The sequence below is a fragment of the Helicobacter pylori FD535 genome (genome assembly GCF_000296015.2).
Lineage (GTDB): Bacteria > Campylobacterota > Campylobacteria > Campylobacterales > Helicobacteraceae > Helicobacter > Helicobacter pylori_CT.
In genome coordinates, this window is record NZ_AKHP02000061.1 from 1 (window position 1) to 12,621 (window position 12,621).

General features: G+C 39.0%; 12 protein-coding genes. 11 read left to right on the top strand and 1 reads right to left on the bottom strand.

Annotation, left to right across the window (positions count from 1 at the left end):
• The first annotated feature begins 389 nt into the window (after nt 1-389).
• The 11 genes from DV63_RS16210 to DV63_RS16250 all read left to right on the top strand — a co-directional run bounded on the left by DV63_RS16210 (nt 390) and on the right by DV63_RS16250 (nt 10,739).
• Entirely contained in the window at nt 390-1,469 is a 1,080-nt protein-coding gene (locus tag DV63_RS16210) for a DNA-methyltransferase (protein ID WP_000346710.1), read from the top strand.
• Nucleotides 1,469-2,362 (top strand): HpyAIV family type II restriction enzyme, encoded by an 894-nt coding sequence (locus DV63_RS16215; RefSeq protein WP_000386428.1) that lies wholly within the window; start codon nt 1,469-1,471, stop codon nt 2,360-2,362. The genes DV63_RS16210 and DV63_RS16215 overlap by 1 nt, the downstream gene beginning before the upstream one ends.
• Before the next feature lie 80 nt (nt 2,363-2,442).
• On the top strand, nt 2,443-2,667 hold the full coding sequence (locus DV63_RS18125; protein WP_238554915.1) for a DNA methyltransferase: 225 nt from the start codon (nt 2,443-2,445) through the stop codon (nt 2,665-2,667).
• Nucleotides 2,668-2,777: 110 nt separating this feature from the next.
• The gene (locus DV63_RS16220; protein ID WP_017179717.1) at nt 2,778-4,142 is read left to right on the top strand and encodes a S41 family peptidase; all 1,365 of its coding nucleotides are present in this window, start codon (nt 2,778-2,780) and stop codon (nt 4,140-4,142) included.
• Between the two features lie 62 nt (nt 4,143-4,204).
• The gene (locus tag DV63_RS0209520; RefSeq protein ID WP_031202845.1) at nt 4,205-5,320 is read left to right on the top strand and encodes an SH3 domain-containing protein; all 1,116 of its coding nucleotides are present in this window, start codon (nt 4,205-4,207) and stop codon (nt 5,318-5,320) included.
• The gene (locus DV63_RS16225; RefSeq protein ID WP_000841279.1) at nt 5,307-6,029 is read left to right on the top strand and encodes a 1-acyl-sn-glycerol-3-phosphate acyltransferase; all 723 of its coding nucleotides are present in this window, start codon (nt 5,307-5,309) and stop codon (nt 6,027-6,029) included. The genes DV63_RS0209520 and DV63_RS16225 overlap by 14 nt, the downstream gene beginning before the upstream one ends.
• Nucleotides 6,026-6,727 carry a uracil-DNA glycosylase gene (gene ung, locus DV63_RS16230; protein WP_000764863.1) on the top strand — a complete coding sequence of 234 codons (702 nt, stop codon included), beginning with the start codon at nt 6,026-6,028 and terminating at the stop codon, nt 6,725-6,727. The genes DV63_RS16225 and ung overlap by 4 nt, the downstream gene beginning before the upstream one ends.
• Nucleotides 6,728-6,815: 88 nt before the next feature.
• Nucleotides 6,816-7,808, top strand: coding sequence for a type I glyceraldehyde-3-phosphate dehydrogenase (gap, locus tag DV63_RS16235; RefSeq protein ID WP_001122630.1), 993 nt, complete (start codon nt 6,816-6,818; stop codon nt 7,806-7,808).
• Nucleotides 7,809-7,823: 15 nt separating this feature from the next.
• Entirely contained in the window at nt 7,824-9,032 is a 1,209-nt protein-coding gene (locus DV63_RS16240; protein WP_000880017.1) for a phosphoglycerate kinase, read from the top strand.
• 15 nt (nt 9,033-9,047) lie between these two features.
• Nucleotides 9,048-10,004, top strand: a complete 957-nt coding sequence (gene corA / locus DV63_RS16245; RefSeq protein WP_000248535.1) for a magnesium/cobalt transporter CorA — start codon at nt 9,048-9,050, stop codon at nt 10,002-10,004.
• A 6-nt stretch (nt 10,005-10,010) separates the two neighbouring features.
• A complete protein-coding gene (locus DV63_RS16250; RefSeq protein WP_000395277.1) occupies nt 10,011-10,739 on the top strand; it encodes a TerC family protein in 729 nt (242 codons plus the stop codon).
• A 40-nt stretch (nt 10,740-10,779) separates the two neighbouring features.
• Here the strand turns inward: DV63_RS16250 and DV63_RS18400 are convergent.
• Nucleotides 10,780-12,621, bottom strand: a 1,842-nt coding sequence (locus tag DV63_RS18400; RefSeq protein ID WP_020982437.1) for an outer membrane protein, incomplete at its 5' end; no start/stop codon positions are given.

The following is a 12,621-nucleotide window of genomic DNA, read 5'->3' on the forward strand; positions in this document are numbered from 1 at the left end:
CCGCCCTTATCTTATCGCGCCAAGCCAAAGCCATTGGAGAACTTGACTTTGATGCCGTATTCATCAGCAAAGAAGCGAGCGATAACAACATCTATCGCAGAGGCGGGGGAACAGCCTTCCCCTTATTCTGTATCACCTAATCTCGTTCTAATTTGCGATAGAGGCTCTAAAGTAAGCCCCATTTCTAATCTTTTTGTAACGAACATGCTTTGTGATTTGCATGTGAATGGATCGGGGAGTTATGCGTTTTTGTTGTATCGTTTAACATAAGTTGAGATAGGTAACTTCTATCATTTGATGAGAACAAATCTAGAGACTAAACATTAAGATAGCCTTAAAATGCTTGTGTTAAAATGGTTGGAGTAGCAGATATAAGAGGTTAGTTAATAATGGATTTTTTAAAAGAAAACTTAAATACTATCATAGAGGGGGATTGTTTAGAAAAATTGAAAGATTTTCCTGACAGAAGCGTTGATTTTATCTTTGCTGACCCCCCATATTTTATGCAAACAGAGGGGGAATTGAAGCGTTTTGAAGGCACAAAATTTCAAGGCGTTGAGGATCATTGGGATAAATTTGACTCTTTTAAGGAATACGATACCTTTTGTTGGGGTTGGTTAAAAGAATGCCAAAGGATTTTAAAAGATAATGGCAGTATTTGTGTGATAGGGAGTTTTCAAAATATTTTTAGAATTGGTTTTCATTTGCAAAATTTAGGGTTTTGGATACTCAATGATATTATTTGGCACAAGAGTAATCCGGTGCCTAATTTTGCCGGAAAAAGACTATGCAACGCCCATGAGACGCTTATTTGGTGCGCTAAACACAAAAACAGCAAAGTTACCTTTAATTATAAAACAATGAAATATCTTAATAATGACAAACAAGAAAAATCGGTTTGGCAAATCCCTATTTGTATTGGTAACGAAAGATTGAAAGACGCACAAGGTAAAAAAGTGCATTCCACGCAAAAACCAGAAGCACTTCTAAAAAAAATCATTTTAAGCGCGACTAAACCTAAAGATATTATTTTAGATCCCTTTTTTGGCACAGGCACAACAGGGGCTGTGGCTAAATCTATGAATAGGTATTTTATTGGCATTGAAAAAGATTCTTTTTATATCAAAGAAGCGGCAAAACGCCTGAATAACACTAGGGATAAAAGCGATTTTATCACTAATTTAGACTTAGAAACTAAACCCCCAAAAATCCCTATGAGTCTTTTAATTTCTAAACAATTATTAAAAATTGGAGATTTTTTATACTCATCTAACAAAGAAAAGATTTGTCAAGTTTTAGAAAACGGACAAGTGAGGGATAATGAAAATTATGAAACTTCTATCCATAAGATGAGCGCTAAATGTTTGAATAAAACCAACCATAATGGCTGGAAATTTTTTTATGCGTATTATCAAAATCAATTTTTATTGCTAGATGAATTGCGTTATATCTGCCAAAAGGAGTTTTAATGGATTATCAAACCTTTAACGAGATTTTTAATCGTTTTGTCTTTGGAACATCTAAAGCAAAATTACTTGAAAATATTGCTGAAAACCCTGAACGCTATTTGGGGATTTTTAGACCCACTAAGCCTAAAACAAAACTATTACAAAATTTATTGACTTCCCATGAGATTAAGTTTGGCGATGCGTTTGAATACTTAATAGAACAATATTTAAAAGAGTATAACTTTTCACCTTTATCTAAAAAAATCCCTTATTACAATAAGGATAAAGAAAAAATGGAATCTTTAGAATTAGATCAGTTGGCTAAAAAAGATAACACCTATTATTTTATAGAACAAAAAATGCGAGATGACCATGACAGCGCCAAAAAGAGAGGGCAAATAGACAACTTTGAAAGAAAATTAGAGGCTTTAATCCATCATTATGGCGAAAACATTCAAGGCTATTTTTACTTTATAGATGAGAGTTTGAATAAAAATCAAAATTATTATAAAGAAGAATTGCAAAAATTATCTGTTGATTATGGCGTGCCTTTGAGCTTGTGTTATGGTAAGGAGTTGTTTGAAAATCTTAATATCTTGCAAGTTTGGGATGAGGTTTTAAACCATTTAGCATGGTGGCGTGAAACCTTACCTGATTTGCCCAGTTTGAACTTTGATGAAAATCCTTTAGAGAGCTTTAAAGAAATCAAAGATTTAGCGCCAAGCGTTTATAGAAAGCTTTTGGATAATGATGAAATTTTCAATCTTGTGTTAATTTTATTCCCAGAACAAAAAGTTTTAAAAATGTTAGCAGAGTATTTTAGGCAACAGAATAAAACGATTTATCAGCAATTAGCCTCAAAGTTAGAAGAAGGATTGCTATCAATCCAAAATCATCAAAAACCATTCTCATAACGATCCAGAACAACGGCTTTATACCAACCATAGCCTTATCGTATCGCACCAAGCCAAAGCCATCGGAGAATTTGACTTTGATGCCGCATTCATCAGCAAAGAAGCGAGCGATAACAACATCTACCGCAGAGGCGGGGGATCAGCCTTCCCCTTATTCTGTATCACCCAATCTCGCTCTAATTTGCGATAGAGGCTCTAAAGCAAGCCCCATTTCTAATCTTTTTGTAACGAACATGCTTTGCGATTTGCATGTGAATGGATTGGGGAGTTATGCGTTTTTATTGTATCGTTTAGGCTCAAAATGAGTGAATGAATGGGCATGTTATCTAAATTTTAGATAGAATAAACGCAAAAAATTGAATAAAACCTTAAAGGTGATTCTTTCTAATCTCAAAAATGGGTGGTGCTATTAACAATGACAAAACGACTTTTTAAAGGGTTGTTAGCGGTTTCTCTTGCTGTGAGTTTGCATGGTGGTGAAGTTAAGGAAAAAAAGCCGGTTAAACCAATCAAGGAAAACCCGCAAGAACTAGCGGCTAAAAGGGTGGAGGCGTTCAGTCGTTTCACTAATGTGGTTACAGAAATTGAAAAAAAATATGTGGATAAAATCAGTATTTCTGAGATCATGACTAAAGCGATTGAGGGCTTGCTCTCTAATTTGGACGCGCATTCAGCGTATTTGAATGAAAAGAAGTTTAAGGAATTTCAAGCCCAAACCGAGGGCGAATTTGGAGGGCTTGGGATCACGGTGGGCATGCGTGATGGCGTTTTAACCGTTATTGCCCCCTTAGAAGGCACTCCAGCTTACAAGGCTGGGGTTAAGTCAGGCGATAACATTTTAAAAATCAACAACGAAAGCACGCTGAGCATGAGTATTGATGATGCGATCAATCTCATGCGCGGCAAGCCAAAGACCCCTATCCAGATCACCATTGTAAGAAAAAATGAGCCAAAACCCTTGGTGTTTAATATCATTAGAGACATCATTAAAGTCCCCTCTGTCTATGTGAAAAAGATTAAAGACACCCCTTATTTGTATGTGAGAGTCAATTCTTTTGATAAAAATGTGACCAAATCGGTTTTAGACGGCTTGAAAGCTAACCCTAACATTAAGGGCGTTGTGTTGGATTTAAGGGGGAATCCTGGAGGGTTGTTAAACCAGGCGGTGGGCTTGTCTAACCTTTTCATTAAAGAGGGGGTTTTAGTCTCTCAAAAAGGCAAAAATAAAGAAGAAAATTTAGAATACAAGGCTAATGGCAGAGCCCCTTATACCAATTTGCCTGTTGCGGTGTTAGTCAATGGCGGTTCAGCGAGCGCGAGCGAGATCGTAGCAGGGGCATTGCAAGATCACAAACGAGCCGTGATTATCGGTGAAAAAACCTTTGGTAAGGGAAGCGTGCAGGTGCTGCTCCCTGTCAATAAAGACGAAGCCATTAAAATCACGACCGCGCGCTATTATTTGCCGAGCGGGCGCACCATTCAGGCTAAGGGGATCACGCCTGATATTGTGATTTATCCGGGTAAAGTGCCAGAAAATGAAAACAAATTCAGCTTGAAAGAAGCGGATCTAAAACACCATTTAGAGCAAGAGCTTAAAAAGATTGATGATAAAACCCCTAATTCCAAAGAGGCGGACAAAGACAAGAAAAACGAAGAGGAAAAAGAGGTTACTCCTAAAATGATTAACGATGATATTCAACTAAAAACCGCCATTGACAGCTTGAAAACCTGGTCTATCGTGGATGAGAAAATGGATGAAAAAGTGCCTAAGAAGAAATAAAAACTCATGGGGTTTTTATTTGAAGAATGATAAAACCATGTTTTAATTTTCATGCGTTTTCAATGAAAACCATCACAATCGTTAGCTTGATTTTAAGCCTTTTGGTAAGCTTTTTGGTTGCTGAAAACGCTCATGAGCCAGAAGAAATCAAGGCTAAAGTGGCTTATGTGAAAATCCCCCAATTAGAAGATTTGGAAAACAACCCGGTTTATATCGGTCAAACTATAGGCGTAACTTATGATTTATTGCTGTTTGACGCTGAGTTTTTGGAAGCCAAAATCAAAGATGAGCTGGATAAAACCCAAATTGAGCTTTTAAATAAGATTCCTAAATGGAAAAAGGTGGAAAAAGAGCTTTTCAGAGCGACTTATTATTACAAGATTAAGGGCATGAAAGCGAGCGTTCCGTCCTTAGAAGTGAGCGCGTTTTCCAATAAAGACAAATACATAGATCATTCCATAGCCCCAAAAGTTGCTTTGCAGGTAACAGATTTATCCAAAAACCCTCGTTATGCGAATATTATGGCTAAAGATTTACAAGTCTTGCAATACAAAACCAAAGATTATGACGATAAAAACAACATTTTGGTGATGGAATTAGCGTTTAAAGAAGCCACTTGGGAAGATTTTCACATCAAAGAAGCGCTAAAACAAGGGTTTGATAACGCTTCTTTAAACCAAATCAAGGCTAAAGAAGGGAGCGTTTTTTATTATTGCGTGTTGCCTAAAACCATTCAAAACCTTTCTTTTGATTATTTTTCGCTTTCGGATAGGCAATTTAAAACCTTATCTTTTTCAACCATTCCCACCCAAGACACTACCGGTATTCAAAGCGATCTCATCCCTAAAAACAATTTTTTAGTCTTTTCTAATGTGGCGCTGCTCGCTTTGTGCGTGTTTTTCTTGGTGTTGTTTTTCATTTTTGGGCGCAAACTCATTTTTTTAGGGCTTGGGATTTTGTGTTTAGGGTTTGTTTTGTACCACCTTTTATTCACGCAAAGATCAGCCATTTTGCTCGCTCATAAAAAAATCCGCATTCTGCCCACGCAAAATTCCACCATTTTAGGGCTTTCTAAAAATGAAATGCCGATTAAAATCTTAGGTTCGCATGATGATTATTATAAAATCCTAACGCCGCATGAACAAATAGGATGGGTCAAAAAAGATGAAGTCAAATAAAAAGTCCAATCGTTTAAGAGCGATTTATAGAGCTTTAGTGATCGCTATAGGCTTGGCCGTTATCATTGTTTTCAATTATTTTAACCGCAAAAACAATAACGCCCGCTCCAGCCGTAGGGCTTGTTCGTGCTTTTTTTCCCTTACCGGGGTTAATTTAGAAAAAATAGGCGCTTTTGATACGGACGCTAAACTCATCGTCTTAAACCACCAAAGCTTACTAGACATCATTTATTTAGAAGCTTACCACCCCAGCAATATTTGCTGGATCGCTAAAAAAGAGCTGGGCGAAATCCCCTTTTATGGGCATGCCCTAACGGATACGGGAATGATTTTAATTGACAGAGAGGATAAAAAGGGGATTGTGAGCCTTTTGAAAGCGTGCAAAGAAAAGCTAGATCAAAACCGCCCTTTAGTGATTTTCCCTGAAGGCACTAGAGGCAAAGGAGGAGAAAAATTCCTCCCTTTCAAGCAAGGGGCTAAAATCATCGCCGAAAAATTCCAGCTCAAAATCCAGCCCATGGTGTTAATCAATTCCATTAAAATCTTTAATTCCAAGCCCCTAGAAGCCTATAAAGCCCGCACCCGTTTAGTCATGCTAGAAAGCTATACGCCCGATTTTAACTCGCCCACTTGGTATGAAGAATTACAAGAACGCATGCAAAAAGAGTATTTAAAACACTATCATGAATTAAACCCTAGCGAACAATGAAGCTTTTTGACTACGCTCCTTTAAGCTTGGCTTGGCGGGAGTTTTTGCAAAGCGAATTTAAAAAGCCTTATTTTTTAGAAATAGAAAAACGCTACTTAGAAGCCCTAAAAAGCCCTAAAACCATTTTCCCTAAAAGCTCTAATCTGTTTCATGCACTCAATCTAACGCCCCCTAGCGCGGTTAAAATCATTCTTTTAGGGCAAGACCCCTACCATTCCACCTACCTAAAAAATCAACAAGAATGGCCTGTGGCGATGGGCTTAAGCTTTAGCGTGGAAAAAAACGCCCCCATCCCCCCAAGCTTAAGAAATATTTTTAAAGAATTGCATGCGAATTTAGGCGTGCCTGTGCCTTGTTGTGGGGATTTGAGCGCGTGGGCTAAAAGGGGCATGCTGTTATTGAACGCCATTTTAAGCGTGGAAAAAAACCAAGCCGCTTCGCACAAATATATTGGCTGGGAAGCTTTTAGCGACCAAATATTGATGCGCCTTTTTGAAACGATTTCCCCTTTAATCGTGGTGTTATTAGGGAAAGTCGCCCAAAAAAAGATCGCGCTAATCCCCAAAAACCAACACATCATCATCACAGCCCCTCACCCTAGCCCCTTATCTAGGGGGTTTTTAGGGAGTGGGGTTTTTACAAGCGTTCAAAAAGCTTACAGAGAGGTTTATCGCAAGGATTTTGATTTTAGTTTATGATTAATTCTTAATGAGACAGAACCCCTTAAGAATGCCTTTATTTAAGAGCATTTGTGATAGAATGGTGGTTTTTAAATAAAGGGAAAACATGCCAATTAGAATCGCTATCAATGGGACTGGGCGCATCGGTTTGTGCGCTATAAGAGTCGCTAGCCAAAGAAAAGATATAGAAATTGTCGCTATCAATTCTACCGCTGAAACAGAAACTCTTTTGCATTTGATCCGCCATGACAGCGTGCATGGGCATTTTGAAGCTAAATTAAACGCTAATAGAACCTTAAATATCGGGCATAGTAAAAACATTTTAGTGTTGAGCGAGCGAGACATTAACAAGCTTGATTTCTCTGCCGCTAACGCAGAAATCATCATAGAATGCACCGGGAAATTCAATTCCCTAGAAGCTTCAAGCGCTCATCTTAAAAACAGCGTGAAAAAAGTCATCATCTCCGCTCCCGCGCAAAATGCGCCCACCTTTGTCTATGGGGTGAATCATAAGAATTACCATAACGAAAGCGTGATTTCTAACGCTTCTTGCACGACTAACGCTACCGCTCCTTTATTAAAAATCTTAGATGATGCTTTTAAAGTAGAAAACGCGCTTTTAACCACCATCCACAGCTACACTAACGATCAAAACCTTTTAGACACCAAGCACAAAGACATCCGCCGCGCCAGAGCGGCCGGCCTTAACCTCATCCCCACAAGCACCGGCGTGAGCAAAGCCATTTCGCTAGTCTTACCGCATTTAGGCTCTAAAGTTACAGGCCTTGCTATCAGAGTGCCTACCCCTAATGTGAGCTTAGTGGATCTGTCTTTAAGCTTTAAAAAATCCGTGAGTAAAGCGAGCGTTCAGCATGCGCTTAAAGACGCTTGTAAGCATGCCTTTAAAGGGGTTGTGGGTATTGATGAAGAAAGGCTTGTTTCAAGCGATTTTATTTCTTCGCCCTTTAGCGCGATCGTGATTGATGATCAAATCATGACAATAGGCGAAAAAAATGCTAAAGTATTGGCATGGTATGATAATGAAATGGGTTATAGCGAGCGCTTGATAGACATGGTGCAATATATAGCACAAAATTAAAAGAAAGGATTTTTCATGTTAGCTAAAATGTCGTTTATGCAAAACGTTAAAAACATTCAAGAAGTGGAAGTGGGCCATAAAAGGGTGCTTATTAGAGTGGATTTTAATGTGCCTTTAGATGAAAATTTGAATATCACTGATGACACGCGCATTAGAGAGAGCTTGCCCACCATCCAATATTGTATTGACAACAAGGCTAAAGACATTATTTTAGTGAGCCACTTGGGCCGCCCTAAAGGGGTTGAAGAAAAATTGAGCTTGAAACCTTTTTTAAAACGCCTTGAAAGACTCTTAAACCATGAAGTGGTTTTTTCTCAAAATATCGCGCAACTCAAGCAGGCTTTAAACGAAAACGCGCCCACAAGGATTTTTCTTTTAGAAAACATCCGCTTTTTAAAAGGCGAAGAAGAAAACGATGAAAATCTGGCTAAAGATTTAGCAAGTTTGTGCGATGTGTTTGTGAATGACGCTTTTGGCACGAGCCACAGAAAACATGCCAGCACTTATGGCACGGCGCAATTCGCCCCTGTTAAAGTGAGCGGGTTTTTACTCAAAAAAGAAATTGATTCGTTTTATCAAGCGTTTAACCACCCTTTACGCCCTCTATTGTTGATTGTAGGGGGGGCTAAGGTCAGCTCCAAACTCACCCTATTAAAAAACATTTTAGATCTCATTGACAAGCTCATTATTGCCGGGGCGATGAGTAACACCTTCTTAAAAGCCTTAGGCTATGATGTGCAAGATTCTCCTGTAGAAGATGCTCTAATCAATGACGCCCTAGAGTTATTGCAAAGCGCGAAAGAAAAAAAAGTCAAAGTCTATTTACCTATAGACGCTGTAACCACTGATGATATCCTTAACCCCAAACACATCAAAATTTCACCCGTCCAAGACATTGAGCCTAAACACAAGATCGCTGATATAGGGCCTGCGAGCGTGAAATTATTTTCTGAAGTCATAGAGAGCGCGCCCACGATCCTATGGAATGGCCCCTTAGGCGTGCATGAAAAGCAAGAATTCGCCAGAGGCACAACCTTTTTAGCCCATAAGATCGCTGACACTTACGCTTTCTCGCTCATTGGTGGGGGCGATACCATTGATGCGATCAACCGCGCGGGCGAAAAGGATAACATGAGTTTCATTTCTACCGGTGGGGGAGCGAGTTTGGAATTGTTAGAGGGCAAAATTTTACCTTGTTTTGAGGTTTTGGATAAACGCCATTAACTCTAAGGATCGCTTATGGTGAATGTGTTTTTCAAGCAGCAAAAATTTGTCATTAAAAAACGCTTTAATGATTTTAATGGCTTTGATATAGAAGAAAATGAAGTTTTATGGTTTGAATTAATCAACCCTACGCCCAATGAATTGGCCACTCTAAGCCAAGAATACGCTATCCACTACAACACAGACCATTCCCAACGAGTCTCATCAGTTACCAAGTATTGGGAAGACAGCTCCAGCGTTACGATCAACGCTTTTTTCACTAACCAGGATGAAAATGAGACTTTCCACACGGAAATGGCGACCTTTATTTTGTCTAATAACATTCTTTTCACGATTTATTACGGGACTTTAGAAATCTTTGATTCCATCCAAAAAAAGGTTTTAGCTAGCCCTAAAAAATTTGAAGACGGGTTTGATATTCTAACCAAAATCTTTGAAGTGTATTTTGAAAAAGGGGTAGAATGCCTAGAGTGGATCAACAAGCAAACGACCCTGTTGCGCAAAAACATCATTTTCAAAGAAACTTCTACGCATGATGATATTTTAGTGCGCTTGTCCAATTTGCAAGAATTTAATGTGGCTTTAAGGGATTCCTTTTTTGACAAACGGCGCATTATCACCGCTTTATTAAGGAGCAATAAAGTGGATAGCGATACCAAAAATAATTTAAATATCATTTTAACCGATTTTAGCTCTTTAGTGGAGTCTACAACGGTCAATCTCAACTCCCTAGACAACATTCAAAACCTGTTCGCTTCTCAAGTCAATGTGGAGCAAAATAAAATCATCAAGCTCTTCACGGTGGCGACCATGGCGATGATGCCCCCCACATTGATCGGCACGATTTATGGCATGAATTTTAAATTCATGCCGGAGTTAGAATGGCAATACGGGTATCTTTTCGCGCTGATTGTCATGGCGATTTCTACGATTTTGCCTGTGCTTTATTTTAAAAAGAAAGGCTGGTTGTAGCCTTTCATGGAATTTTTATCCTCACTATTAGACGCTCTTTCTACAACGCATGGCATAGTCTCCTTGACTACGCTCACGCTTTTAGAAATCATTTTAGGGATTGACAACATCATTTTTATCACGGTGATGGTCTATAAACTTCCCAAACACCAGCAAAATAAAGCCATGATTTTAGGCTTGGGCTTGGCTATGATCGCTCGTATAGGGCTTTTAGGGAGCTTGTTTTTTATCAGCCATTTGCAAAAACCCTTATTTGTCATAGCAGGCATGAGCTTTTCATGGCGTGATGTGGTGTTGCTTGTAGGGGGGGTGTTTTTAGCCTTTAAAGCGTTAATGGAATTAAAAGAGCAGATCTATCCTAAAGAAAAACGCCAAGAAAAAGCGTTTGGCTTTTCCATCGCCTTAATAGAAATCATGTTTTTAGACATTGTCTTTTCTTTAGACTCTGTGATCACGGCTATTGGGATTGCTAAACACTTAGAAGTCATGGCGCTTGCTATTATTTTATCCGTAATAGTGATGATGTTTTTTTCCAAAATCGTTGGCGATTTTATTGAAAAACACTACCGTGTCAAAACTTTAGCCTTTGTTTTTTTGCTCGTTGTGGGCGTGTTTTTGTTTTTAGAGGGCTTGCATTTACACATCAATAAAAACTATTTGTATGCGGGCATTGGTTTTGCTTTACTCATAGAATGCTTGAATATCTTCATAGAAAAGAAAATGAAAAAAAGTTAAAAAGCGTTTTTAAACAAACCCCCTTTTAAAAAGAGGGTTTTTAGTAAGCAAACACGTAATTGAGATACACGCTATAAAGCCTTCGGTATTCTAGTTTGGTGTCTAGAAAAGAATAGTAATTCGTGTTAATGGTAGGGATTTTCACGCCCAATTCCATGCCATGTTGAGCCGCATGATGACTATCTTTTTTCTTAGGTCTAGCGAGATTGGTTCTCAAGCCCAAATTGAATAAAAATTGGAAGTTAGCCGTATTCACTTTAGCGCTATAGACATTGCTGATGGTTTTTAAATTCACGAATTGAGAATTAAGCCATGAAGTCCCTGCTAAGGCGATTCCTCCAAAAAGCCCCACTGAAATCTGGTTATTCTTGCCTAAAAAGTTGGTGTTTTTATCGTTGATGAAATTAAACAATAAATCGCTACCCACCCCATAAGTCCACACATCAGAAGCCGAGTTAAAGAAGCTAGATTTAATATAGGCGTGGTTGTAATCAAAGAAACCATAATACCTTAACCCCCATCTTTTCTTTTCTCCAAAAAATTGCTTATAACCCACTTGCACCCCAAGCCCGTTCATCGCCCCGTTATTGGTTTGAGAACTAATGATGCCCACCCGTTTGAAAGGGTTATGACCGAGTTCTTGAACAATGGCGTTAGCGAGGTTTTGCGCTTGATTGATTTGAGGCGTTTGGCTAGAAAAAGAAGCGTTGCTACTTTCTAGCGAAGTTAGAGTTTGTTTCACGCCCGCGCAACCTTTCCCCCAAGTGTCATTGGAAACGCTTTCATTTGAACCGCTGCATTCTTCTATATAATTTTTAAGAACTCCTGTAGAAATTCTATTGAAATCGCTCCCCACTTGATTGGCTAGTTTTAAAACCGCTGCTTGAGATTGAGCGTTTTTGAGCATGCTTTGAGCCAAAGCGATACTATCAGGGGAGTTGAGGTTGAAATCATGGGGTTGCGCGATGCTTTTTAGTGGGGTGGTCTTGAGTTGTTGGGTTTCTTTTACGATGTTTTGAGCGTTACTAATCATGTCTGAAATAGCGCTAAATTCCGTGCCAAAAACGCTGCACGAATTTTGGTTAGCACCTGTTTGCCATGAAGGGGTGTTTGCGCTATTAGTTCCACCATTACTACTAGAAGATTTCCCTTTCAACTGCGGGCAATTGTCTTGAAGGGTGTTGATGATGGTTTGGGCTTGGGTTAAAAGATTTTGCGCATCGTTAATATAAGTATCAGTTATGCTAACTGTAGTGTCAGCAGCATTGTTATTGGTATTATTGACATTAATGTTTTGAGCGTTAGTTCCTGTTTTAATGGTTACTTCCACTGTTGTTGTGTTGCTTAAAGCAGGGAGACCTTTTTTCAAAGCGGCTTGAATAATTTGATACGCTTTGTTGAGCGTTGCAAATTGTTCAATGGACAGATGAGAATTTTTGCCTGCTGGAAGTAACCCCACATGCCCACCGCAAGTGATCGAATCTGAACCTTGTCCTGGTTGGTTGTAAAAAGTTTCTGTGGTGTTATGATTGGGTTTATCCGTATAGCCTCCGCATATGACCGCATAAGCTATGCTATTCCATAACCCTACCGTGGATTTTAGCGCTAAAAGCGTGGCTTGATAGGCAGGGGAATTGTCTGTTTTATCCATTAAATTTTGCGTGTTTGCGTTTAAATTACCAATCGCTTGATTGATCGCTGTTGCACTGTTTGTGTTAATCTCTTGATTGGAGCGGCCATGATTAGCCAAAAGCTTGTTTAAGTTTTCATAAGCGTCTGAAAGTTTTTGCACCCTGTCGGCGTTTTTCACTTTTTGAACCGCTTCACCGATTTGATAGCCCACGCTTAAAAAAACGCCGTTGTCTTCAGCATGGAGCAATGA

What these genes read in the sequence shown, in the direction of transcription:
- DV63_RS16210 (WP_000346710.1), top strand. Translation starts at nt 390, where the DNA reads ATGGATTTTTTAAAAGAAAACTTAAATACTATCATAGAGGGGGATTGT.
- DV63_RS16215 (WP_000386428.1), top strand. Translation starts at nt 1,469, where the DNA reads ATGGATTATCAAACCTTTAACGAGATTTTTAATCGTTTTGTCTTTGGA.
- DV63_RS18125 (WP_238554915.1), top strand. Translation starts at nt 2,443, where the DNA reads ATGCCGCATTCATCAGCAAAGAAGCGAGCGATAACAACATCTACCGCA.
- DV63_RS16220 (WP_017179717.1), top strand. Translation starts at nt 2,778, where the DNA reads ATGACAAAACGACTTTTTAAAGGGTTGTTAGCGGTTTCTCTTGCTGTG.
- DV63_RS0209520 (WP_031202845.1), top strand. Translation starts at nt 4,205, where the DNA reads ATGAAAACCATCACAATCGTTAGCTTGATTTTAAGCCTTTTGGTAAGC.
- DV63_RS16225 (WP_000841279.1), top strand. Translation starts at nt 5,307, where the DNA reads ATGAAGTCAAATAAAAAGTCCAATCGTTTAAGAGCGATTTATAGAGCT.
- ung (WP_000764863.1), top strand. Translation starts at nt 6,026, where the DNA reads ATGAAGCTTTTTGACTACGCTCCTTTAAGCTTGGCTTGGCGGGAGTTT.
- gap (WP_001122630.1), top strand. Translation starts at nt 6,816, where the DNA reads ATGCCAATTAGAATCGCTATCAATGGGACTGGGCGCATCGGTTTGTGC.
- DV63_RS16240 (WP_000880017.1), top strand. Translation starts at nt 7,824, where the DNA reads ATGTTAGCTAAAATGTCGTTTATGCAAAACGTTAAAAACATTCAAGAA.
- corA (WP_000248535.1), top strand. Translation starts at nt 9,048, where the DNA reads ATGGTGAATGTGTTTTTCAAGCAGCAAAAATTTGTCATTAAAAAACGC.
- DV63_RS16250 (WP_000395277.1), top strand. Translation starts at nt 10,011, where the DNA reads ATGGAATTTTTATCCTCACTATTAGACGCTCTTTCTACAACGCATGGC.